This is a genomic window from Pseudomonas sp. ZL2 (assembly GCF_054788455.1).
The window spans coordinates 73694-97596 of the sequence record NZ_JBGOGX010000001.1; the positions used below are offsets into that span (position 1 = coordinate 73694).

Consider the following 23903-nt stretch of genomic DNA (forward strand, 5'->3'; position numbering starts at 1 on the left):
CTGGCTGCTTTTTCTTGTAGCTTGCAGCTTGCAGCTTCTCCGAAGGAGCCTTCATGAAAATTTTGATTATCGGTAGCGGCGGTCGTGAACACGCCCTGGCCTGGAAAGTCGCTCAGGACCCTCGGGTCGAGAAAGTCTTCGTTGCCCCGGGCAACGCCGGCACCGCCACTGAAGCCAAGTGCGAGAACGTCGACATCGACGTCAGCGCCCTGGAGCAACTGGCCGATTTCGCCGAGAAGAATGTCGCCCTGACCATCGTCGGCCCTGAAGGCCCGCTGGTTGCCGGTGTCGTCGACCTGTTCCGCAGCCGCGGCCTGGACTGCTTTGGCCCAACCAAGGGCGCAGCCCAGCTGGAAGGCTCCAAGGCTTTCACCAAGGACTTCCTGGCGCGCCACAAGATCCCGACCGCCGACTACCAGAACTTCACCGAGATCGAGCCAGCGCTGGCTTATCTGCGTGAAAAAGGCGCGCCGATCGTGATCAAGGCCGACGGCCTGGCCGCCGGTAAAGGCGTGATCGTCGCCATGACCCTGACCGAAGCCGAAGATGCCGTACGCGACATGCTCGCCGGCAACGCCTTTGGTGACGCCGGTTCGCGCGTGGTGATCGAAGAGTTCCTCGACGGCGAGGAAGCCAGCTTCATCGTCATGGTCGACGGCCACAACGTGCTGCCAATGGCCACCAGCCAGGACCACAAACGTGTCGGCGACGGCGACACCGGCCCGAACACCGGCGGCATGGGCGCCTACTCGCCAGCGCCAGTGGTCACCGCCGACGTGCACCAGCGCGTGATGGACCTGGTGATCTGGCCAACCGTGCGCGGCATGGCCGAGGAAGGCAACGTCTACACCGGCTTCCTCTATGCCGGCCTGATGATCGACAAAGCCGGCAACCCGAAAGTCATCGAGTTCAACTGCCGCTTCGGCGACCCGGAAACCCAGCCGGTCATGCTACGCCTGGAATCGAGCCTGGTGCTGCTGATCGAAGCCGCCTTCGCCAAGGCCCTGGACAAGGTCGAAGCACAGTGGGACCCGCGCCCGAGCCTGGGTGTAGTCCTGGCTGCCGGTGGCTACCCGGGCGACTACAGCAAGGGTGCTGCGATCAATGGCCTGGACGCTGCCGCGAAGCTCGAAGGCAAAGTCTTCCACGCCGGCACCGCGCTCAAGGATGGCCAGGTGGTTGCCACTGGCGGCCGCGTGCTCTGCGCCACCGCCCTGGGCAACAGCGTCGAGTCCGCGCAGCAACAAGCCTACCGCCTGGCTGCCGAGATCAACTGGGACGGCAGCTTCTACCGCAAGGACATCGGCTACCGCGCCATTGCCCGCGAACGCGGTGAACACCAGCAGTAAACAGGTGCCTGGAGGCAGCGACGCGGCAAGCGTCCTGCCCCCGGCTCGTCGACAGGGCCCGCCATGGGCCTTGCCTTCGGCTTGGCGCGCCGCGCATAGTTACCATCCGGCATTTGGCTAAGAAGGGATTTCGTCTTGCGTTGGCTCAGGATTGCCATTGGTCTCACCGTCAGCTTGCTGACCCTGCTCTGCCTGTTCCCGGCTGCGGCCGAACAAGGCAGTGGATGGGCGATATTGCTTGACGATCAGGCCAGCCTGCAATTGAGCGATGTACGTTCCGAACGCTACCGCAACCAGTTCAGCCCCCTCGAACTCAACGAACTCAACGCTGCCACGCCCGACCAGGCGTTGTGGCTGCACTACCGGCTGGAGCCCGGACAGCAGGAAAAACTGCTGCGGGTCTTCGCCCCCGACCTGTCGCGCCTGGACCTTTACGCCCTCAACGGCGATCGACTGATCAAGCAGATCCACAACGGTCGCCAGAACGACAGCGGTGACCCTTACCTGCGCAGCAGCGACCATGTCCTGGCCCTGCCCAACAGCGCGCAACCGCTGGACGTCTACCTGCGCCTGGTGTCAGAGCACCAGCTGCGTCCGGCCATCAGCCTCGAGCCTGCCGCCCAGGCCGCCGCCGACCAGCGCCAGCCGCTGTTCTTCGGCCTGTTGTTCGGCTGCCTGCTGATGCTGATGCTGCACAACCTGATCCGCTTCGCCTATTCACGCTCCAGCACCAGCCTGGCCCTGGCGGTCTACCATGCGCTGATGCTGCTCAGCGCGCTGATTTTGCTCAACCTCAGCGGCCCCTGGTGGAGCCTCTGGCATTCGGCGCAAACACCGGCGGCCTACCTCACCGCCCTGTTGGCATCGCTGGCCGGCCTGACCTTCACCCTGCGCTTCTTCACGCCCTGCGAACAACCGCGCCTGAGCCGCCTGCTGCAGGTGGAAATGCTTGTGGTCGCGCTCTGCGGCCTGCTGCTGTTGTTCGTCGATACCCTGCCGCTGAACCTGATGACCTACGCGCTGATGGCCTTGGGCAGCCTGACCATGCTGCTGGTGTCCAGCTACCACTGGTACAAGGGCTACGCCCCGGCGCGGCTGTTCGCCGTGGCCATGCTGGTGTTCAATATCGGCTGCCTGGTGGTGTTGCCGGCCCTGCTTGGGCTGACCCGCACGCCAACCCAATGGCTGTTGTTCATACTCCTTGGGCTGACCAGCGTCAGTGGCCTGTTGCTCAACCTCGCGGTCAGCGAGCGTTTGCGGCGCATCAGTGAAGAACGCTTCAGCGCCAGCCGCGAGCTGGCCGCCAGCAACGCCGAAATCAATGCCAAGGCCGAGTTCCTGGCCAAGATCAGCCACGAGATCCGCACGCCCATGAACGGCGTACTGGGCATGACCGAGCTGCTGCTCGGCACCCCGTTGTCGGTCAAGCAACGTGATTACGTGCAAACCATCCACAGCGCCGGCAACGAGCTGCTGACCCTGATCAACGAGATCCTCGACATCTCCAAGCTCGAATCCGGGCAGATCGAACTGGATGACGTGCAGTTCGACCTCAATGCCTTGATCGAAGATTGCCTGAGTATCTTCCGGGCCAAGGCCGAACAACAGAACATCGAACTGATCAGCTTCACCCAGCCGCAGGTGCCGCGGGTCATCAGTGGCGACCCGACACGCCTGCGCCAGGCCTTGCTGAGCCTGCTGGAAAACGCCCTGAAGAAAACCGACCAGGGCGAGATCCTGCTGGTGGTCGCCCTCGATCAACGCGGTGACAGCCCGCGCCTGCGCATTGCCGTGCAGGACAGCGGCGAACCGATCCCGCCGGGTGAGCGCGAAGCGCTGCTGCAGGCAGAACTGCACAGCAAGCATTTCCTTTCCAGCAACAAGCTCGGCGGCCACCTGGGGCTGGTGATCGCCAAGCAGCTGATCACCCTGATGCAGGGCGAGTTCGGCATCAAGACCAGCCACAGCATGGGCAACACCCTGTGGATGACCCTGCCGCTCGACCCATTGCGTCTCGAACAACCGCCCGCCGACCTCGACGGCCCGCTGCGCGGCGCCCGGGTGCTGGTGGTCGACGACAACGACACCTGCCGCAAGGTTCTGGTACAGCAGTGCAGCGCCTGGGGCATGAACGTCAGCGCCGTGCCGTCGGGCAAGGAAGCCCTGGCCCTGCTGCGCACCAAGGCGCACCTGCGCGACTACTTCGATGCGGTGCTGCTCGATCAGAACATGCCCGGCATGACCGGCATGCAGCTGGCGGCGAAGATCAAGGAAGACCCGAGCCTCAACCACGACATCCTGCTGGTGATGCTCACCGGCATCAGCAATGCGCCGAGCAAGGTCATCGCCCGCAATGCCGGGGTCAAGCGTATCCTGGCCAAACCGGTGGCCGGCTACACCCTCAAGACCACCCTGGCCGAAGAGCTGGCCCAGCGCAGCAAGGGCCAGCCGAGCATACCGATGCAGGCCAGCCTGTCAGCGCCATTGAACCTGCCCAGCGATTTCCGCATCCTGGTGGCCGAAGACAACAACATCTCGACCAAGGTGATCCGCGGCATGCTCGGCAAGTTGAGCCTGGAGCCAGACACCGCCAGCAACGGCGAGGAGGCCTTGCAGGCGATGAAGGCCAACCATTACGACCTGGTGTTGATGGACTGTGAAATGCCGGTGCTCGACGGTTTTTCCGCCACCCAGCAGTTGCGCATCTGGGAAGTCAGCAACCAGCGCCGGCGCACGCCTGTGGTAGCCCTGACCGCGCACATCCTCGCCGAGCACAAGGAGCGCGCGCGCCTGGCGGGCATGGACGGGCACATGTCCAAACCGGTTGAGCTGTCGCAACTGCGTGAACTGATCGAACATTGGGTAGCGCGCCGCGAAGCCGAATCAAGTCAGATTCCGACCCCGTAATTCGCATACACTTCCCTCTCGTCACCCTTGCCGCGAGCCTCGACCATGCTTCATGAGTTATTCAGCGTCTACCTGAAAATGCTCGTGCTCTACAGCCCGTTCTTCGTGCTCTCCTGCTTTATCAGCCTGACTCGCGGCTACTCCAGCAAGGAGCGCAAGCAACTGGCGTGGCGCGTCGCAATCGCCGTGCTGGTTGCCAGCATATTGCTGTACCTGTTCGGGAGGGCGATCTTCGGCATATTCGGAATTACGGTGGATGCTTTTCGCATCGGCGCCGGTAGCGTGCTGTTCATTTCCGCGCTGGGCATGGCCCAGGGAAAATCGGCGGTGCAGACCGACAACGTGCAGCAGGACGTGACCATCGTGCCGCTGACCATCCCCCTGACCGTCGGCCCCGGCACCATCGGTGCGCTGCTGGTGATGGGTGTTGGCCAGCCACACTGGGACGACAAACTGCTGGCCATCGTCAGTATCGCCCTGGCCAGCTTCACGGTTGGCCTGGTGCTGTACCTGTCGAACCGTATCGAGCGGATTCTCGGGGATCAGGGTTTGCAGATCGTTAGTCGCTTGATGGGCTTGTTCGTCTGCGCCCTGGCGGCGCAGATCATCTTTACCGGGATCAAGGGCTACCTGGTGCCCTAGAGTTCCAGTTCAAGGATTTCCCGCAGGGCGATAGTCTCCAGGCTCCGCTCCACCTTGCTTCTGAACTGTTGATCGAACAGACGGGTGTTAAAGCGCACCAGCTCGGCCCTGACCTGCTGGTGTCTGCGTTTACGAAACAGAAAGCCGGCGGCGACTTGCGATTGCTCAAGCTCTTCGTAATACAGCACCATGTCCACCGCGCCATTTCGGCCCGGCGCACACGGCAACAACTGAAACACGCCCTGCTCACGCGTACGCCGCTCAAACTGTACCAAGGCCCTGGCGTCCTGCTTGAGCCCCCGCATGGCCAACTCCGTCGAACTTGCATACTGGCTGCCGGCGACGGCCGAGATGGCCTTTAGCGCGCTATCGACAATATCCGAGCGTTCGTTGCCCGGCCAATGGACCTCGCTAGGCGGCACCGCGTCCCAGCCATAGAACTTCAGTTTGTTCTTGTAGTAGCTGTACCAGTTCTGCACCTGGCCCTGTTCATGGACAAAGCGGGTTTCCCGTTCGGCTTGCAATACTGCAAGCTTCACCGAGCTTCGTTGCGCAGGAGTCAGGCCGGGCATGAACGACATCAGGCCGGCGCCCACCACTGTTGCCTGTGGCTTATTCATGAGCATCTCCTGGCACTCTGTGCAACAAGTCGCCTCGCTCCTGTTGCTTGTGCTCGATCAAGGTTCGCAACTGGGCACGCTGGAGCTCGAAGCGTTCAACGTCCAGTTGCGCCGACAGCCCCTTGACCACAACCTCCCCCTGCAACGCCCTTGCCAGCAACGGTCCCTCGAAATTCACCCGCTCTACAGCTTCGCTGGTGTGCAAGGCGATACTGCACAGGTTGATCACCGGCCCCGGGTGGACCAGTCCAATCTCCAACGCAAGCCGCGTACCGCACTGACTGCTTTCGAAGGTGAAACCGCGAAAGCCGTCCAGGCTGCTCTGTGCCCGGTTCAGCCTGACCAGACCCTGCTCGATGACGTTGTCCGCCGAGGGGAACTGGCTGTCCAGCCACAGCCGTATAGGCTGGATGGGTGCGAGCAATGAACATGCACCGGCAGACTGCGTATCGTGGAAGAACTGGGTAATGATCCAGCCGCGCTCGGAAAGCTCCTTGCGGTATCGCCCATACCACGGTGGATAGTCCAGAAAACGCGAGCCCACAACCTTGTTGGCCCGCAACTGGCAGTACAACAGCGAATCGAGTACTGCCTGGCGCTGAGCAGGCGTTACCCCGGCGGCAATCAGCAGCAGGGTGCCGCCAGCCGTCCATACCGAGTAGTCGTCCGTTTCCATGATCCTTGCTCCTGAAATGCCAGGATGGCCCGGCGAGCGAGCCACCCCGGGCGGTCAGATCTCGTAGTCGAGCACGTTGCCGAGGCTGCGGTCGCCCAGTTTGCTCTCGATAGTGGCGCGCACCCGCTCGTACACCGGCTTGTTGAACGACAGCGCCGCAGCGCCGGTATAGAACTCGGCGGAACTGCTGTTCCATTCCAGAACGAAGACATCCAGGTCCTTGGCAGAGGTGTCCGAATGTATGCAGCTCATGGCCAGGACCACTTCACCGTCGGAGGTTTCGATACAGGAGGCCAGACCGATGGTGGCGGTTTTTTTGTTTTTGACGTTGCGATCAAACAGCTTCTGCGCCTGCTCAACCTGCCCCAGCTTCGCCAGCGCATCGTTAGTCAGCTTGTTCAGCGCCACACCGACGGGACCGCCCATCACCGCAGTGCCTATCGCGCCCAGCGCCTTGGAGGCGACGGCGCCGACAGTCAGCGTCTTGGAGGAAGTAAATTCGCGCTCATAGCTACGACGTGCGGTGACCCAGCCACAGTCCTGCAGAACTTTAAGAAACTGCTTGAACCAGGCTTCACCCTGGCCTTCCTGGTCATACAGCTTGCTGGCCACCAGGGATGCGAACTGGTAAGAGTTTTTCACGTCGGTGCGGCTTTGCACTGACATGCCGGCACCAAATGCCATCAGCGATTGTTCCAGAACTGCAGCGGTATTGGTGCTCAGAATTTCGGTGGTGTCGTTCATCTCGAATAGTCCTTTTCATGAAGCCCCGGTCGCTATCGACAGGGGTTTTCACGCTATTCGAGATGGCCGTTTCAATCAGGACCGAAAGCCTTCCACTACAGATTCAATCCTGCGCCGGATACCAGCGTGGGGTATAGACCCACTGCCCACCGTCGGCGCGGGCAAACTCGCAGGTAGTCGAGGAGCCGACCAGCACCATGGTACGCATATCGACCATGTCCGGTTGCAGCTCGCCGAGCGTGACCACCCTCAGCGTCTGCCCCGGCCTACCGATGTCGCGGCCAAGGACTACAGGGGTCGGCGCGGCGCGGTGCTGGCGAACAATCTCCAGGGCCCGACCAAGCTGCCAGGGACGCGAGCGCGAGATCGGATTGTAGAAGGCCAATGCCAGGTCGGCCTGGCAGGCCAGGTCCAGGCGTTTCTCGATGATCGACCAGGGCTTGAGGTTGTCCGACAGCGACAGCACGCAGAAGTCATGGCCCAAGGGTGCGCCCGCCTGCGCCGCGGTCGCCAGGGAGGCCGAAACGCCGGGCAGCATTTCCAGCTCCACCGCGTGCCAGTGCGGATCGCTCGACTCGTGCAGCGCTTCGAGCACTGCCGCGGCCATGGCGAACACACCTGGATCGCCCGAGGACACCACCACCACCGTACGCCCTTGCGCCGCCAGCTCGAAGGCATGCCGGGCACGCTGCATCTCTTCGCGGTTGTCGGTGCAGTGCAGCACCTGGTCGGCACGGAACGGCCCGGCCATGCGCACATAGGTTTCATAGCCGAGCACATCGTTGGCCCGTGCCAGCTCGGCCTTGACCGCAGGCACCATCAGGTCGGCAGCGCCAGGCCCGAGGCCGATCACTGCCAGACGACCACGGGCGCGGCCGATCTGTTGCGGATCGATCGGCTGGCTCGCGACCACGATGGCCAGGCCATCGGTCACCGCCTGCGGTGGCAGCAATTGCGGCATTACCAGAGCGGCCAGGGCACTGGCATCACCGGCGCCCGGAGCAAAGCGCAGGGCCACGCCCAGCTCGGCCGCAGCAGCGTGCAGGGCCGGGTTGGCCATGTGCTCGTCTGCTGCCAGCAGGCAGGCCAGCGCCGGCTCGGCAATCCGTGCAGCCTGCAGCGCATCACGAATAGCCTGGGCCAGTTCCGGCGGCACTTCACTGACCGCAACCATCACACAACGCGGATAGATCACCAGCTCATTGGCCGAGGCTTCACGGGCATCACAACCGACATGAATCGCCAGCTGCGCCTGCTCGCTCTGTGGCAACTGCGCCTGTTCCAGCCAGGGCGCGGCGCCGTCGATGCGCACGCTTTCACCGGCCAGCAGGTCGGAAACGAAGCGCTTGCCCAGTTCCAGGTCCGCCAGGGCATAGCCGCTGGGCGGGTTGAGCAGGCAGGTACCAAAGCGCAGCTCGCCGCTGGTGGTAATCGCCGCCGCCACAGCCAGGCCGGCCGCGATTTCCCGGGCCATGACATTGACCCCGCCCAGGCCACCGAGCAGCGGTACCACGGCGCTGCCATCCTCGGCCACCGCCAGTACCGGCGGCTCGGCGCCCTTCTCCAGCAACAGGCCGGCCAGGGTGCGGATGACGATGCCGGCAGCGCACAGCGCGATGATCGGCGTGTCTTGCTGGTAGAGCTGGCGCAAGGTCGCGCCAAACTCCTGGTAACTGCGGTCGGCGCCTTCGACCCGGCCTTCAAGGCCATGGATCAGTGCGTCCGGGTACAGCTGCTGGATCTTGCGGGCAGTGGCCAGGCTGCCTTTGCCAAGAATGACGATGGCCGGGGCTTTACGGATCATCAGCCTTGCCACCTTTCACCGGGAACGATGATCAGCGAGAAGTACGGTGACGACTGCGGGTCGACCTCATCCAGCGCCACGATCTTCTGGTTGGCCATGGTCGCCCGTTCCACGTACAGCGCGCGCTCGGCCAGGCCGAGTTCGGCCAACACATCGCGGACCTTGGGGAAGTTGCGTCCAAGCTTCATGATCACCGCGGCATCGGCATCGGCCAGGCGGCGCTTGAGTTCATCGTGGGGCAGCACGCCGGAGAGCACCGACAGGCTCTGGTTGCGGTAGACCAGCGGCGCACCGAGCACCGAGGCACCGCCGAGCATCGAGCAGACACCCGGGATCACCTGCGCTTCGTAGCGCTCGGCGAGGCGGTCGTGCAGGTACATGTAGGAGCCGTAGAAGAACGGATCACCTTCGCAGATAACCGCCACATCGCGGCCGGCATCCAGGTGCGCGGCAACCTCAAGGCTGGCGGCATCGTAAAAGTCGCTGATGACCTGTTCATAGGACAACGGCGCCGGCAGCACTTCGGTGGTCACCGGGTACACCAGGGGCAGCAAGGTCTGGGCCTCCTGCAAATGGCTCTCGATGATGCCAAAGGCGTTGCCACGCTTGCCCTTGGCGACGAAGTAGGCCACCACCGGCGATTCGCGCAGCAGGCGCAGCGCCTTGACGGTGATCAGTTCCGGGTCGCCAGGGCCGACGCCCAGGCCCAGCAAACGTCCACGAGCCTGCATCATTCGACCTCCGTGGCCAGGGCATTGACCGCCGCTGCGGCCATGGCGCTACCGCCCAGGCGCCCCTGCATGATCACGAACGGCACGCCACGACTGTCGGCGGCGAGCATCGCCTTGGACTCCGCAGCGCCGACAAAGCCCACCGGGAAGCCGAGGATCAACGCGGGTTTAGGCGCGCCGGCGTCGAGCATTTCCAGCAGGTAGAACAGTGCCGTCGGCGCGTTGCCGATGACCACCACACTGCCTTCCAGGTGCGGCCGCCACAACTCCAGGGCCACCGCCGAGCGGGTGTTGCCCAGTTCGCGGGCAAGCTCCGGCACCTGCTCGTCGCGCAAGGTGCAGATCACCGGGTTGTTGGCCGGCAGGCGTGCGCGGGTAATACCCTCGGAGACCATCCGCGCATCGCAGAGAATCGGCGCCCCAGCGGCCAGGGCATCGCGCCCGGCCTTGCCGGCGCCCGCGGAAAACTGCAGGCCATCGATCGCATCGACCATGCCGCAGGCGTGAATCACGCGGACCGCGAGTTTTTCCAGATCGGCCGGGATGCGATCGAGCCGGGCTTCCTCTCGAATGATCGCGAAGGAATTGCGATAGATCTCCTGACCATCGCGGATGTAATCAATCATCAAGGGTGCTCCGTGAGCAGGCGTCTAGCAATGCGCCGGCTTCTTTTAGTGTGAGGTTGCGTGCGTGCAGCTGGCCGAAGCCTGGCTGGGCATCGTCACGCAGATACAAGTCGTAGTGGCCGGGGCTCTGCGCCAGCAAGGTCGCCGGGGCCACGTGGGCCATGGCGCAAGAGCGCGGGCAGCCACTCAGGTGCACGCTGGCCGGGGCACCGGGGGCCAGCAGGGTCGCCAGCAGGCGGGCATCGCCCTTGGTTTCGGCCTGGCCCTTGGCACAGCCGGCGGAACCGGTGCAGGCGACCAGACGGGACAGTTGCTCACTCGCAGAGACCAGCAGCCCCAGTTGGGCCAGACCCTCGCTGACCCGCTCGGCATGGCGCTGGGCAATAGCGGGCAGCAACAGGCTTTGCCAGGGTGTCATGCGCAGGGTGCCGTCGCCCTGTTCACGTGCAAGCCGGGCCGCGCCGCGCAGCATCGAAGGGTTCAGGCGGCCCAGCGGCGCTGCGGCACCGACAGCGCTCAGGCCGGTTTGCAACTGGGGATAAATGCCCAGATAGCTGGCCGCGGTCAGCGAGCGGCGCCATTGGCAGACCGCTGCGTCAGCCCGGATCGGCAAGCCCAACCCGGCGATAAACACCTCTGGCGCATGCTCGCTCAGCAACTGGCGCATCCGCGTCTGTTCTGGCCGGGCCAGGTCGAGAAAACGATTGAGCACCGCCAGCACCAGCTCATGCCCCCGCGTCAGGGGCACAGCGCCCAACGGCGCATCCTTGGCCGGGCACCCGGCCAGGCCGAATGCCAGCCACAGTTCGCCGTCCAGGTTCAGGGGGCTGAGCCATAAGTCATGGGGATGTTCGAGCATCGCCAGGGCTTCACCGCCATCCAGTTGCACGGCGAACTTGGCCGACAACTGATGAAAACGCGGAGTGGTTTCCAGCGACTGCAGCAGTTGCTGCGCCAAGGGCCGGGTGTCGAACAGCAACTGCGGATCAAGGCCGGCCACGGGGCTGAGCATCAGGTTACGCACATCATCGCCGGCCGCATCACGCGGGCCCAGGCCCGCCGCCAGCAGCCCTTCTATCAGAGCGCCATGCTCGCCAGCAATGCCGCGAATCTGCAGGTTGCCGCGGTTGGTGACTTCTATTTCACCCCCCGCATAGCGCTCGGCCGCAGTGGCAACGGCATCGGCCTGATCAGCCGTCAGCGCACCGCCTGCCAGCTTGATCCGGCAGATGCCGCCGTCCAGCGCCTGGACGATGCGCCACAACCCCGGACAGGCCGAGGGACGCAGCGAAGCTTGGGGCTGGTGGGCCGATACAGGCTGGTTCAAAAGGTCACCCGGCAATCGTGAAAAGGCACTTCAGTGTAGAAGGCGCGGTATTATGCCTGCTTTGTCCGAAGGCATGAAAAGCCTGCCGGTCGGATTGCGTTGAATTGAGGAAATCCATGTCGCCCTGGCTGACAGTAGTAGGTATCGGTGAAGACGGTTTCAGTGGCCTGGGCAAGCATGCCCGGCGCGCGCTACTGGGCGCCTCACGGGTGTTTGGCGGCCAGCGCCAGCTGGATCTGCTACCGCATTGCATCACTGGCGAACGCCTGCTCTGGCCCAGCCCTTTTTCCCTGGCGCCGGTACTGGCCCTGCGTGGCGAAGCGGTATGCGTACTGGCCAGCGGCGACCCGATGTTCTATGGCGTGGGGGCCAGCCTGGCCCGGCAGCTCGATGTCAGTGAGATGAGCGTGCTGCCGATGCCCTCCTCTTGCGCCCTGGCCGCCGCCCGCCTTGGCTGGCCGTTGCAGGAGGTGCTGACGCTTTCTGTGGTGGCCCGGCCAATCGCTGCGTTGAACGCCCATCTGTACAGCGGCGTGCGCCTGTTGGTGCTGAGCAACGATGGCTACAGCCCGGCAGCCATCGCCGCATTGCTACATGAACGCGGCTTCGGGCCGAGCCGGCTGCAGGTCTTCGAGCACCTTGGCGGCAGCGCCGAACGTCGTCTCGAGGGCACTGCCGAGCACTGGCCGCACACGCAGATTGCCGACTTGAACCTGATCGCCATCGAGTGCCTGGCCGCGCCCGATGCGCCGCGTCTGTCGCCCCTGGCCGGTCTGCCGGACAGCGCCTTCAAGCACGACGGTCAGCTGACCAAGCGCGATGTGCGTGCCATTACCCTGGCGCGCCTGGCGCCGCGACCGGGTGAACTGCTCTGGGATGTCGGCGCCGGCAGCGGCTCGATCGGCATCGAGTGGATGCGTGCCCACCCCAGTTGCCGGGCGCTGGCCATCGAGTCCGATGAGGGCCGCCAGCAGTTGATCGAACACAACCGCGATGCCCTCGGCGTGCCTGGCCTGCAGTTGATCCGCGGCCGTGCGCCGATGGCCCTGCAGGGCCTGGAGCGCCCTGATGCGATCTTCATCGGCGGCGGCGTAACCCGCGAAGGCGTGCTGCAGCATTGCTGGGAGCAACTGCGCCCGGGTGGGCGCCTGGTGGCCAATGCCGTGACCCTGCAAAGCGAGCTGGCCCTGGTCAACTGGCGCGAGCAGCATGGCGGCGAACTGAGCCGTATCCATATCGCCCAGGCGCAGCCCCTGGGCGAGTTCGACACCTGGCGCCAGGCCCTGCCGATCACCCTGCTAGAAGCGGTCAAGCCTGTCGATGCGTGACGAAACCCGGGAACAACCCGCCCCGCTGCGCAGCGGTCTGACCACAGGCAGTTGCGCCACCGCCACCAGCCTCGCAGCGGCCCGCCTGCTGCTTGCGGGCCAAGGCGATGACGCCGTGCACATCACCCTGCCCAAGGGCAAGGTGGTGCAGATGCGTCTGGAGTTCTGCCGCCTGCTGGAGAATGGCGCCGAGGCCGGCACCCTCAAGGATGCCGGCGATGACCCGGACGTTACCCACGGCGCCCTGCTCTACAGCCAGGTGCGCTTGCAGGCAGAGCCCGGCGTGCGCTTCGTTGCCGGCAAGGGTGTCGGTACGGTGACCCGCCCCGGGCTGGTACTGGCGGTCGGCGAGCCGGCAATCAACCCGGTACCACGGCGGATGATGACCGAGCACCTGCAGCGCCTGGCTGCCGAACACGCCTACGGCGGCGGTTTCGAGGTCACGGTGAACGTCCAGGACGGTGAAAGCCTGGCGCTGAAAACCATGAACCCGCGCCTGGGCATTCTTGGCGGCCTGTCGATCCTCGGCACCAGCGGCATCGTCCGGCCGTTTTCCTGCTCGGCCTACATCGCCTCGATCCACCAGGGCATCGACGTGGCGAAGACCAACGGCTACCAGCACATCGCCGCCTGCACCGGCAACGCCAGCGAAGACACCATGCGCCGGGTCTACAACCTGCCGGAAATCGCCTTGATCGAAATGGGCGATTTTGTCGGCGCGGTGCTCAAGCACCTGCGCAAGGTGCCTGTGGATAAACTCAGCCTGTGCGGCGGCTTTGGCAAGATCAGCAAGCTGGCCGCCGGACACATGGACCTGCACAGCCGTCATTCGAGCATCGACCTGCCGCAATTGGCCGAATGGGCCGCGGCCATTGGTGCCGATGACGCCTTGCAAGACTCGATTCGCCAGGCCAACACCAGCCAGCAGGCCCTGGCCCTGGCCAGCGCCGCCGGGATTGCCCTGGGCGATGCCGTCTGCGCCCACGCCCTGGCCTTTGCCCGCAGCGTCGTGCCGGCGCAGGTGCAGGTGGAGGTGTTTGCCATTGATCGCCAGGGTGGCATCGTTGGCCATGCGGGGGGCTTTGCATGAAGCGCATCCTGTTGCTCGGCGGCGTTACCGAGGCGCTGGCCATTGCCCGCACCCTGGGCCCGCAGCACGTCTACAGCCTGGCCGGGATCGGCCGGGTGCCCACTGACCTGAACTGCCAGGTACGGGTGGGAGGGTTTGGTGGCGCCGAGGGTCTGGCCGCTTACCTGCGCGCGCAAAACATCGAACTGCTGATCGACGCCACCCACCCCTATGCCGCGCAGATCAGCGCCAATGCCGCCCGCGCCGCGCAGCTCACCGGCGTGCCGTGCTGGGCTTTGCGCCGCCCGGCCTGGCAAGCCCAGGCTGGGGATGACTGGCGCGAGGTGGCCGACTGGGCCGAGCTGATCGACGCGCTGCGCCCGTTCCAACGCCCGCTGTTTACCCTCGGCCGTGAGCCGCTGCAGCATCTGCACGAGATTCCCGCCCATCAGTTCTGGACCTTGCGCGCCCTTGAGGCCTGCCCGGGCAATGAGCGCTGCGAAGTGATCGGCGCCCGCGGGCCGTTTCACCTGGACGACGAACGCGCGCTGTTCGAGCGCCGGCAGATCGATGTGCTGATCAGCAAGAACAGTGGCAGCGGGGCGACCGAGCCCAAACTTGAAATCGCCAGGCAACGGCGAGTGCCGGTGTTGGTCCTCAAGCGACCAGAGCTGCCGCAAGTCGACAGGGAATTCTTCAGTCCTTCAAAGCTGCTGGCAGACCTGCCTTGATGGATTTATTTGCACCACAACCTGTGGGCGCATAGCCATACAAACCAGATTTTAAGAAATTTCTTACTGGGTTGATTTGCCCCGTCCCCACCCCTCTGCCTTACACTACGCCCCTCCTCCCCCCGGAAGACTTCACCCATATGGAAATGCAATGGTGGATCTGGCTGGTATTCGGTTTCGGCCTCGTAGTGCTCGAACTGGTCCTGCCAACCTTCTTCATCCTCTGGTTCGGCATCGGTGCCGTGCTGGTTTCGCTCATTGCCTTTTTGGCGCCAAGTCTACAACTCGACATGCAGGTGCTGCTCTGGGTGGTGTTCTCGTCGATTACCACGCTGCTGTGGTTCAAGGTGTTTCGCAAGAAACAGCCCGACACCCGCTGGACCGCCGACAGCGTAATCGGCGAGGTCGGCCTGCTCACCGCCACGGTCTCTGAATTCCAGAAAGGCCGCGTGCGCTTCCAGAAACCCGTCCTGGGCAACGAGGAGTGGATCTGCGTTGCCGATGCCGAAATCCCCTCGGGCGAGCGCGTGCGCATCACCGCCATCGAAGGCAATACCGCCCGGGTTACCCGGGCCTGATCAGCAAAAAAGGAAGCTTTGACTCATGACCAGCCTTATCGTCGTCGGGACTATCGCCGCGTTCGTCCTCATCACCCTGTTCAAGGGGGTGCGCATCGTGCCTCAGGGCGAGGAGTGGATCGTCGAGCGCCTGGGCCGCTACCACAGCACCCTCAAGCCGGGCCTGAACCTGCTGATCCCGTACATGGACGTGGTTGCCTACCGCCTGCCGACCAAAGACATCATCCTCGACGTGCAGCAGCAGGAAATCATCACCCGCGACAATGCAGTGATCGTCGCCAACGCCCTGTGCTTCGCCAAGGTCGTCGACCCGCAGAAGGCCGCCTACGGTGTGCAGGACTTCTCCTTCGCAGTGACCAGCCTGACCATGACCTCGCTGCGCGCCATCGTCGGCGCCATGGACCTGGACGAAGCGCTGTCGAGCCGCGAACAGATCAAGGCGCGCCTGCGCGAAGCCATGTCCGAGCAGACCGAAGACTGGGGCGTGACCGTGCGCTCGGTAGAGATCCAGGACATCAAGCCGTCGCAGAACATGCAGGCCGCCATGGAGCGCCAGGCTGCCGCCGAACGCGAGCGTAAAGCCGACGTGACCCGTGCCGAAGGCGCCAAGCAGGCGGCCATCCTCGAAGCCGAAGCGCGCCAGCAGGCAGCGAAGCTCGACGCCGAGGCGCAGATCAACCTCGCCGAAGCCTCGGCGCGTTCGATCACCCTGGTCAAGGACGCGGTCGGTACCGAGATCACCCCGGCCATGTACCTGCTTGGCGAGCGCTATATCGGCGCCATGGAGAGCCTTGCCAGCAGCGACAACGCCAAGGTCGTGGTGCTGCCCGCCGACCTCCAGGAAACCGTGCGCGGGCTGATGGGCCGCAACAAGCAGGCCTGATGCGAACCGGGAGTGCGGCACTTCACCGCACCCCCGGTAATTTTTCCTATACTGGGCGCTACAATAGCCACCTCTGATTCCTGACCGGATCTTTCCATGTCCCCATATCGGCCCGCCATCGCCTGGATCGCCTGCTTCGCAGTGCTGTTCAATCTGCTGGCCATGCCGTTGGCGTCCGCAGCTCCCAAGGGGCCGGCCGAACAACTGCTGTGGGGCGCCTTCTGTTCGAGTGTCGGCGGCAAGGCCAAGGCTGAAATCATCGCCCTGGGCAAGATCGACCTCGGCCAGCAAGGCGATGATCACTCCAACATGCAGCACTGCTGGTGCTGCTCTGGTGCTGCGCCATTGCTGGCGCTTCCCGGGCATACCCCGCAGCTGAGCAAACCGCTGGCCCTGTCGATCGGGCTCGAACCGCTGCTGACGGCCTATCAACCCACGCCACGCCAACAGTGGCCGGCCCTCAACCCCCGCGCCTCCCCTCTGGTCTGAGTTCACTACGCTAACTGCTGCGAACCTGACTCGACTGGAGAATCACCATGTTCAAGAACGCCCTGCTGCTGGCCGCGCTGATGCTGCCGGCGACCTTTGCCACTGCCCATGAATACACCGTCGGCGAGCTGCACATCGCGCACCCGTGGTCGCAGGAACTGCCACCGAACGCGCCCAACGTCGCGGCCTATTTCGTCGTGCATAACAACGGCAAGACTGCCGACACCCTGCTCAGCGTCGACAGCCCGATCAGCGACGACGCCCAGTTGCACGAGCATGTGCACAAAGATGGCCTGATGAAAATGCAGCAGGTCCAAAGTGTCGAAGTACCAGCGGACGGTGAGCTGAAGTTCGCCCCCGGCGCCTACCATGTGATGCTGATGCAGCCCAAGGACCGCAGCCTGCTGGCTGACGGCAAGCGCTTCCCGCTGACCCTGCACTTCAAGAACGCCGGTGACATCACCGTCGAGGTCGCGGTGCAAAAAAATGCACCCGAGGAAGCCGCCCACAGCCACTGAGTGCTGAAGAAAGCTGCCCGGCGTGACTAGCGCCCGCAGCAGGTTCACCCGCCCCGCGCGTCCTGAGTCCAGGACGGTTCGCGGCAGCTGGCTGAGCCTGTTCGCCATGTTGATGATCTTTATCGGCCCACTGGTTTCCCAGTCGATGCCGATGGATCACCGTGCCATGCCAGCCGGCATGAGCATGGCCATGGACAGCGCCGCCGATTGCCATGCCGACAGCCATCACGGCAGCAGCCCGTCGCTAAAGGTAATCTGGGAGAAGTGCGGCTATTGCAGCCTGTTCTTCCATTGCCCGGCATTGCCCCAGGCGCTGAGCCTGCTCAACACTGAAGCCGTCCCCGCCAACAGCCAACTGCTCGTTCACCCGCGCCAGGGGCATGCCCGGCAGACGGTATTCCCCGGCGCCCGCAGCCGCGCGCCACCCGCCTTCATCGTCGTCTGAACCCACTACCCGCGCCCGAAGTCCGGTATCTGCCGTCGACTGCGCGCACCCTTACGACTGATCGATGTTGGAATCATTATGTCCGGCTGCACCGCTGTTTTTCGTCTGTCCCTGCAAGGGACCATCGCCGTGATTTGCGGCACCCTGCTCAGCCCCCTGGTCCTGGCCGCCAGCCAGGGCCATGACGAGCACCTGCATGAGCATAACGAGCTGAGCCCGACGGTGATCACCGCCGTCGCCCCCAGCTCGCCGCTGACCATCGTCACCAACCCCAAGGACCCACGCCAGCCGGTACCGGCCAGTGATGGCGCCGATTACCTGAAGACCATCCCCGGCTTCTCGGCGATTCGCGCCGGCGGCACCAATGGCGACCCGGTACTGCGCGGCATGTTCGGCTCACGCCTGAACATCCTCACCAACGGCGGCGTGATGCTCGGCGCCTGCCCCAACCGCATGGACGCCCCCACCTCGTACATCTCGCCGGAAACCTATGACCGCCTGACCGTGATCAAGGGTCCGCAAAGCGTGATCTGGGGCCCGGGCGCCTCGGCCGGGACCATCCTCTTCGATCGCGAGCCGGAGAAATTCGGCGAGCTTGGCAGCCGGGTCAATGCCAGCCTGCTGGGCGGCTCCAACGGCCGCTTCGACAAGGTGCTGGATGCCGCAGCGGGCAACCGCTACGGCTATGCGCGTTTCGTCGGCAACCAGTCGCGCTCCGACGACTATGAAGACGGCAATGGCGACACCGTGCCGTCGCGCTGGGACAAGTGGAACGGCGACGTGGCCCTGGGCTGGACCCCGGACGCCGATACCCTGGTGGAACTGACCGCCGGCAAGGGCGACGGCGAGGCCCGCTATGCCGGCCGTGGCATGGACGGTTCGCAGTTCAAGCGCGAAAGCCTTGGCCTGCGCTTCGAGAAGTCCAACATCGGCGAGGTCTTCGACAAGCTCGAAGCCCAGGTCTACTACAACTACGCCGACCACGTGATGGACAACTACAGCCTGCGCACGCCCTCGGGCATGGGCATGATGGGCATGCCCATGGTCAGCAACGTCGACCGTCGCACCCTCGGCGGGCGGATCAAGGGCACCTGGCGCTGGGATGACCTGCAACTGATCAGCGGCATCGACGCGCAAACCAACGAGCACCGCCAGCGCGGCGGCATGGGCGTCGATGCACACAAGCACATGGCCTGGACCAAGGACGCCGACTTCCACAACTACGGGGTGTTCGGCGAACTGACCTGGTACGCCGCCGAACAGGACCGGCTGATCACCGGTGCCCGCCTGGACCGCGCCTCGGCCAAGGACTATCGGGCCACCAGCGCCACCCGCGGCGACACCCGCGCCGATACCTTGCCCAGCGGTTTTATCCGCTACGAGCATGACCTGGTGGATATCCCCGCCACCACCTACGTCGGCCTCGGCCACGCCCAGCGCTTCCCCGACTACTGGGAGCTGTTCTCGCCCAAATCCGGCCCGGCCGGCTCAGTCAACGCCTTCGACAGCATCAAGCCGGAGAAAACCACCCAGCTCGACTTCGGCATCCAGTACCAGACCGATACCGTCGACGCCTGGGCGTCGGGCTATGTCGGGCAGATCCGCGACTACATCCTCTTCGACTACCGGCCGGGGATGATGGGCATGCCCAGCTCGCAAGCGCAGAACATCGACGCGCGGATCATGGGCGGCGAACTGGGCGCGGCGTACAAGTTGACCAGCAACTGGAAAGCTGACGCCACCCTGGCCTACGCTTGGGGCAAGAACAGCAGCGACGGCAAGGCACTGCCGCAGATGCCACCGCTGGAAAGCCGCCTGGGTCTGACCTACAGCCGTGACGTGTGGAGCGCCGGCGCCTTGTGGCGCCTGGTGGCGGCGCAGAACCGCATCGCCGAGAACTCCGGCAACGTAGTGGGCAAGGACTACGAAAAAAGCGGTGGTTTCGGCGTGTTCTCGCTCAACGGCGCCTACAAGGTCAGCAACAACCTCAAGCTCAGTGCCGGGGTCGACAACCTGTTCGACAAGGCTTACGCCGAACACCTGAACCTGGCGGGCAACGCCGGCTTCGGCTACCCGGCCACCGACCCGCAGCCGATCAACGAACCAGGGCGTACGTTCTGGACCAAGGTCGACCTGAGTTTCTGATCCAACCCGGGCGCGATCACTGATCGCGCCCTACCCAGGCAACACGGGAGCGCTCCATGGGCAAACCGCAAGTATCCTTCTACAACCTGGCCTGGCGCTGGCACTTTTACGCAGGGTTGTTCGTCGCGCCGTTCATGATCCTGCTGGCGATCACCGGGATCATCTACCTGTTCAAGCCGCAGCTCGACCCGCTGCTGTACCGCGACTTGATGGTGGTCGAGGCCGGGCATCACCGGCAAAACGCCGACAGCCTGCTGCAACAGGTGCAACAGGCCTACCCCAAAGGTCAGGTCAGCCAGTACCTGCCGGCGTTGGCCAATGACCGCAGTGCGCAGTTCGTGGTGCACAACGATGGCCGTGAATTGAACGTGTTCGTCGACCCCTACAGCGGCAAGCTGCTCGGCGCGCAGGACGCGCAGAACAACCTGCAGGCCGTCGCCCGCGCCCTGCATGGCGAACTGATGATCGGCACCACCGGCGATCGCCTGGTGGAGCTGGCTGCCGGCTGGGGCGTGGTGCTGGTGGTCTCCGGCCTGTACCTCTGGTGGCCGCGTGGCAAACGTACGGGCGGCGTGCTGTGGCCGCGCCGGAACGCGCGCGGGCGCCTGCTGTGGCGCGACCTGCATGCGGTCACCGGCGTCTGGGGCTCGGCCCTGCTGCTGTTGATGCTGCTCAGCGGCATGACCTGGACCGGCTTCTGGGGCAAGCAATACGCTGACCTGTGGAACCGCTTTCCGGCGGCGATGTGGAACGACGTACCGCAATCCGACCAGCAAGCCCGGGCGCTGAACAACGCCAGCCGCCAGACCGTGCCCTGGGCCATGGAAAACACACCGATGCCGCAATCCGGGGCCCACGCCGAGCATGCCGGCCACAGCATGGGCTCCGGCGCAGCGCCAGCACCGCAGGTCAGCCTGCAACAGATCGAAGAACTGGCCAACACCCGCCGCGTCGAACCTGGCTACAGCATCACCCTGCCGACCAGCGCCGAAGGCGTGTACACCATCGCCGTGTTCGCCGATGACCCGCGCAACGACGCCACCCTGCATGTCGACCAGTACACCGGCAAGGTCCTGGTGGATGTGCGCTGGCAGGATTACAACAATGTCGCCCGCGCCACCGAGCTCGGGGTGATGCTGCACGAGGGCAAGATGTTCGGTCCGCTGAACCAGATTGTTGTCCTGCTGATCTGCCTGATGATTCTGCTCGGCTCGGTCAGCGGCCTGGTGATGTGGTGGAAGCGCCGTCCCGAAGGCGGCCTCGGCGTGCCGCCACTGCGTCATGACCTGCCGCGCTGGAAGACCGCGACAGTAATCATGCTGATCCTGGGTGCGGCATTCCCGCTGGTGGGTGGCTCGATGCTGCTGGTGTGGTTGGTTGATCGTTATGCACAACCGCTGGCCCGGACAAATCCGCTAACATGAGCGCCCGTTTTCGATACGGGCCTGTTTTCGGCGTCATCGCCCGCAGGCCCGCAGGACCTTGATGAGCACCCTGAGTATCAGCGACCTGCACTGGTCGCCCCTGGGCCACGGCCACTGCCACCACCAGTTCCAGCTGCGCGACGTTGAGCTGCAGGTCGGTGCCGGCGAATTCGTCGGTCTGATCGGCCCCAACGGCAGCGGCAAAACCAGCCTGCTGCGCTGCGCCTACCGCTTCAACAAACCGGAGCGCGGCCGGGTGCGCCTGGGCGAGCATGACCTGTGGCAGCAGTCGTCGCGCTGGTGCGCCCAGCGCATCGCCGTGGTGCTGCAGGAGTTTCCCGATGCCTTCGGCCTGAATGTCGAGGAAGTGGTCGCCATGGGCCGCATCCCGCACAAAAGCCTGTTCGACGGCGACAGCCACGAGGATCGCCAGTTGGTGCAACAGGCCTTGCAGGCAGTCGGCCTGCAGGGCTTTGACGACCACACTTTCGCCAGCCTGTCCGGCGGCGAGAAGCAGCGGGTGATCCTCGCCCGCGCCCTGGTCCAGCAACCCCAGGTGCTGATCCTCGATGAGCCGACCAACCACCTCGACCCGCGCTATCAGCTGGAACTGCTGCAGCAGGTGCGCCGCCTGGGCATCGGTACCCTGGCGAGCATCCATGACCTGAACCTGGCCGCGGCCTTCTGTGATCGCCTGTACGTGCTCGACCACGGGCGCATCGTCGCCAGCGGCACGCCTGATCAGGTGCTGACCGCCGAATTGCTGCACGAGGTTTTCGGCGTACAAGCGCTGATCGACCGCCACCCTCTGGCTGACCACCCTCGCCTTACCTGGATAACCCAGCGATGATTCGATCCATCCTGTTGCTCGGCCTGGCCTTGCTGCTGGCCAGCCCCGGCGCTTTCGCCGAGGCCACCCAATACCCGTTGACGGTGCAGAGCTGCAACCGCCAGGTGACCTTCACCAAGGCCCCGGAGCATGCCCTGAGCCACGACATCAACATGACCCAGATGATGCTCGCCCTCGGCCTGCGCTCGCGCATGGTCGGCTACAGCGGCGTCAGCGGCTGGAAGGCGGTGACCCCGCAGTTGCGCAAGCAACTCGCCGGCCTGCCGGAACTGGCGGCCAAGTACCCGTCGGTGGAAACCCTGCTCAACGCCAATGTCGACTTCCTCTTCGCCGGCTGGGATTACGGCATGCGCGTCGGCGGCGACCTGACGCCACAGAGCCTGGCGCCGCTGGGCATCCCGGTCTATGAGTTGACCGAATCCTGCGCCTTTGTCATGAAGCGCCCGGCAGCCAGCCTGGACGACACCTATACCGACCTGCGCAACCTCGGCAGGATCTTCGACGTGCAGGACCGCGCCGAACAGTTGGTCGGCCAGATGCAGGAGCGCGTCGCCGTGGTGCAACAGCACTTGCCGGCACAACGTCCACGTGTGTTCCTCTACGACAGCGGCGAAGACCGGGCCATGACCTCCGGGCGCCTGGGCATGCCCGAAGCGCTGATCGCCGCTGCGGGCGGGCGCAATGTACTTGACGACATCGAGGCCAGCTGGACCCGGGTCAACTGGGAGAGCGTGGTCGAGCGCAACCCCGAGGTGATCGTCATCGTCGACTATGGCGAAGTCAGCGCCGCGCAGAAGCAGGCGTTCCTCGAACAACACCCGGCACTGCAATCGGTGGCTGCGATCCGCAACAAGCGCTTCGTGGTCATCCCTTACGTAGCAGCCACGCCAAGCCTTGAGAACGTCGAAGCCATCGAGACCATCGCCGCGAGCCTGCACGGCGCATGAGGTCCGCAAGCTCCCGTCATCGGCTGTTGCTGCTCGGGCTGTTCGGCCTGCTGCTGGTGTCCTGCGTGGTCTCCCTGGGCTTCGGTTCGGCGCCGGTGCCGGTCGAGGTGGTCTGGCGCGTGTTGCTGTTCAAGGTGTTCGGCATTACGCCCGACACCCCTGCATGGAGCACCGGCCAGGAGCATATCGTCTGGCTGATTCGGGTGCCGCGCATGCTCCTGGCGGCACTGGTCGGCGGCGGTCTGGCAATGATCGGCGCGGTACTGCAGGCAGTGACACGCAACCCACTGGCCGACCCGCACCTGCTCGGCGTCACCTCCGGGGCGACCCTGGGGGCAGTGCTGGTGGTGCTGCATATCGGCGAGTTGCTCGGGGTGCTGACCTTGCCCCTGGCAGCCTTTATCGGCGCGCTGTGCAGCATGCTGCTGGTGCTGGCCATCGCCAGCCGCCACGGCCGCCTGGACAGCGACCGCCTGCTGCTGTGCGGCGTGGCGGTGGCCTTTGTGATGATGGCGGCGGCCAACCTGCTGCTGTTTCTCGGTGATCACCGGGCAAGCTCGGCGGTGATGTTCTGGATGCTCGGCGGCCTGGGCCTGGCGCGCTGGGAGCTGCTGCCGATCCCGGCCATCAGCGTGTTGCTGGGCCTGGCCTTGCTGCTGGGCATGGCCCGCTCGCTGAACGCGTTGATGGCCGGCGAGCAGACCGCCGTGACCCTTGGCCTGAATGCACGCAAGGTGCGCCTGCTGGCGTTTCTGATCTGTTCGTTGCTGACCGGCGTGCTGGTGGCGATCAGCGGCTCGATCGGCTTTGTCGGCCTGATGGTGCCGCACATCGCCCGGCGCCTGGTCGGTGCCGAGCACAGCCGCCTGCTGCCGGTGTGCCTGCTGCTGGGCAGCCTGTTCCTGATCTGGGTCGACGTTGCCGCGCGCACGCTGATTTCGCCCGAGGACCTGCCCATCGGCATCGCCACCGCGGCCATTGGCGGCTTGTTCTTTATCGGCCTGATGCGCCGACGTTGATCACGGTCAACACCGCCCGCGCCTTGAGACGTATTGTCGCGCTAGCGCCAG

Annotated in this window: 23 protein-coding genes; 16 read left to right on the top strand and 7 right to left on the bottom strand. The window is 64.7% G+C overall.

Going from position 1 to position 23903, the window contains the following annotated elements; translation table 11 throughout:
• Positions 1-53: 53 nt before the first annotated feature.
• From purD to ABM562_RS00335, 3 genes are all read left to right on the top strand, one after another.
• Entirely contained in the window at positions 54-1349 is a 1296-nt protein-coding gene (gene purD / locus ABM562_RS00325) for a phosphoribosylamine--glycine ligase (protein ID WP_115088973.1), read from the top strand.
• A 135-nt stretch (positions 1350-1484) separates the two neighbouring features.
• The gene (locus ABM562_RS00330; protein WP_460420437.1) at positions 1485-4256 is read left to right on the top strand and encodes a hybrid sensor histidine kinase/response regulator; all 2772 of its coding nucleotides are present in this window, start codon (positions 1485-1487) and stop codon (positions 4254-4256) included.
• 45 nt (positions 4257-4301) lie between these two features.
• Positions 4302-4898: a MarC family protein gene (locus tag ABM562_RS00335; protein ID WP_130262929.1), complete on the top strand. Its 597-nt coding sequence runs from the start codon at positions 4302-4304 to the stop codon at positions 4896-4898.
• On the opposite strand, the gene ABM562_RS00340 is transcribed toward ABM562_RS00335, so the two are convergent.
• The 7 genes from ABM562_RS00340 to cobG form a co-directional block, all read right to left on the bottom strand.
• Positions 4895-5518 (bottom strand): hypothetical protein, encoded by a 624-nt coding sequence (locus ABM562_RS00340; protein ID WP_115088978.1) that lies wholly within the window; start codon positions 5516-5518, stop codon positions 4895-4897. The two genes, ABM562_RS00335 and ABM562_RS00340, sit on opposite strands and share 4 nt — an antisense overlap.
• A complete protein-coding gene (locus ABM562_RS00345) occupies positions 5511-6194 on the bottom strand; it encodes a hypothetical protein (RefSeq protein ID WP_460420439.1) in 684 nt (227 codons plus the stop codon). Before ABM562_RS00345 ends, ABM562_RS00340 begins: the two co-directional genes overlap by 8 nt.
• A gap of 54 nt (positions 6195-6248) precedes the next feature.
• The gene (locus tag ABM562_RS00350; RefSeq protein ID WP_115088982.1) at positions 6249-6938 is read right to left on the bottom strand and encodes a hypothetical protein; all 690 of its coding nucleotides are present in this window, start codon (positions 6936-6938) and stop codon (positions 6249-6251) included.
• A 103-nt stretch (positions 6939-7041) separates the two neighbouring features.
• Entirely contained in the window at positions 7042-8742 is a 1701-nt protein-coding gene (gene cobJ, locus ABM562_RS00355; RefSeq protein WP_460420441.1) for a precorrin-3B C(17)-methyltransferase, read from the bottom strand.
• Positions 8742-9476 carry a precorrin-2 C(20)-methyltransferase gene (locus tag ABM562_RS00360; RefSeq protein ID WP_374045236.1) on the bottom strand — a complete coding sequence of 245 codons (735 nt, stop codon included), beginning with the start codon at positions 9474-9476 and terminating at the stop codon, positions 8742-8744. The genes cobJ and ABM562_RS00360 overlap by 1 nt, the downstream gene beginning before the upstream one ends.
• Positions 9473-10099, bottom strand: coding sequence for a precorrin-8X methylmutase (locus tag ABM562_RS00365; RefSeq protein WP_134064467.1), 627 nt, complete (start codon positions 10097-10099; stop codon positions 9473-9475). The genes ABM562_RS00360 and ABM562_RS00365 overlap by 4 nt, the downstream gene beginning before the upstream one ends.
• Entirely contained in the window at positions 10092-11426 is a 1335-nt protein-coding gene (cobG, locus tag ABM562_RS00370) for a precorrin-3B synthase (RefSeq protein WP_276330497.1), read from the bottom strand. The genes ABM562_RS00365 and cobG overlap by 8 nt, the downstream gene beginning before the upstream one ends.
• A gap of 116 nt (positions 11427-11542) precedes the next feature.
• On the opposite strand from cobG, the gene cbiE reads away from it, so the two are divergent.
• The 13 genes from cbiE to ABM562_RS00435 all read left to right on the top strand — a co-directional run bounded on the left by cbiE (position 11543) and on the right by ABM562_RS00435 (position 23852).
• Positions 11543-12754 carry a precorrin-6y C5,15-methyltransferase (decarboxylating) subunit CbiE gene (cbiE, locus tag ABM562_RS00375; RefSeq protein ID WP_233673520.1) on the top strand — a complete coding sequence of 404 codons (1212 nt, stop codon included), beginning with the start codon at positions 11543-11545 and terminating at the stop codon, positions 12752-12754.
• Entirely contained in the window at positions 12747-13844 is a 1098-nt protein-coding gene (locus ABM562_RS00380) for a cobalt-precorrin-5B (C(1))-methyltransferase (RefSeq protein ID WP_115088991.1), read from the top strand. The genes cbiE and ABM562_RS00380 overlap by 8 nt, the downstream gene beginning before the upstream one ends.
• A complete protein-coding gene (locus tag ABM562_RS00385) occupies positions 13841-14554 on the top strand; it encodes a cobalt-precorrin-6A reductase (protein ID WP_460420445.1) in 714 nt (237 codons plus the stop codon). Before ABM562_RS00380 ends, ABM562_RS00385 begins: the two co-directional genes overlap by 4 nt.
• 140 nt (positions 14555-14694) lie before the next feature.
• Positions 14695-15132 (top strand): NfeD family protein, encoded by a 438-nt coding sequence (locus ABM562_RS00390; RefSeq protein WP_115088995.1) that lies wholly within the window; start codon positions 14695-14697, stop codon positions 15130-15132.
• A gap of 25 nt (positions 15133-15157) precedes the next feature.
• Entirely contained in the window at positions 15158-16015 is an 858-nt protein-coding gene (locus ABM562_RS00395; protein ID WP_115088997.1) for an SPFH domain-containing protein, read from the top strand.
• A gap of 96 nt (positions 16016-16111) precedes the next feature.
• A complete protein-coding gene (locus ABM562_RS00400) occupies positions 16112-16504 on the top strand; it encodes a DUF2946 domain-containing protein (protein ID WP_115088999.1) in 393 nt (130 codons plus the stop codon).
• A gap of 47 nt (positions 16505-16551) precedes the next feature.
• Complete coding sequence (locus tag ABM562_RS00405; RefSeq protein ID WP_115089001.1) at positions 16552-17022, top strand: copper chaperone PCu(A)C; 471 nt, start codon at positions 16552-16554, stop codon at positions 17020-17022.
• Positions 17023-17044: 22 nt separating this feature from the next.
• Positions 17045-17467: a DUF2946 domain-containing protein gene (locus tag ABM562_RS00410; RefSeq protein ID WP_115089002.1), complete on the top strand. Its 423-nt coding sequence runs from the start codon at positions 17045-17047 to the stop codon at positions 17465-17467.
• A 78-nt stretch (positions 17468-17545) separates the two neighbouring features.
• Entirely contained in the window at positions 17546-19612 is a 2067-nt protein-coding gene (locus tag ABM562_RS00415; RefSeq protein ID WP_115089004.1) for a TonB-dependent copper receptor, read from the top strand.
• A gap of 56 nt (positions 19613-19668) precedes the next feature.
• The gene (locus ABM562_RS00420) at positions 19669-21036 is read left to right on the top strand and encodes a PepSY-associated TM helix domain-containing protein (protein ID WP_460420448.1); all 1368 of its coding nucleotides are present in this window, start codon (positions 19669-19671) and stop codon (positions 21034-21036) included.
• Positions 21037-21097: 61 nt separating this feature from the next.
• Positions 21098-21886, top strand: a complete 789-nt coding sequence (locus ABM562_RS00425) for an ABC transporter ATP-binding protein (protein WP_115089007.1) — start codon at positions 21098-21100, stop codon at positions 21884-21886.
• The gene (locus ABM562_RS00430) at positions 21883-22833 is read left to right on the top strand and encodes an ABC transporter substrate-binding protein (RefSeq protein WP_115089010.1); all 951 of its coding nucleotides are present in this window, start codon (positions 21883-21885) and stop codon (positions 22831-22833) included. Before ABM562_RS00425 ends, ABM562_RS00430 begins: the two co-directional genes overlap by 4 nt.
• Complete coding sequence (locus ABM562_RS00435; protein ID WP_115089013.1) at positions 22830-23852, top strand: FecCD family ABC transporter permease; 1023 nt, start codon at positions 22830-22832, stop codon at positions 23850-23852. The genes ABM562_RS00430 and ABM562_RS00435 overlap by 4 nt, the downstream gene beginning before the upstream one ends.
• The last annotated feature ends 51 nt before the right edge of the window (positions 23853-23903 follow it).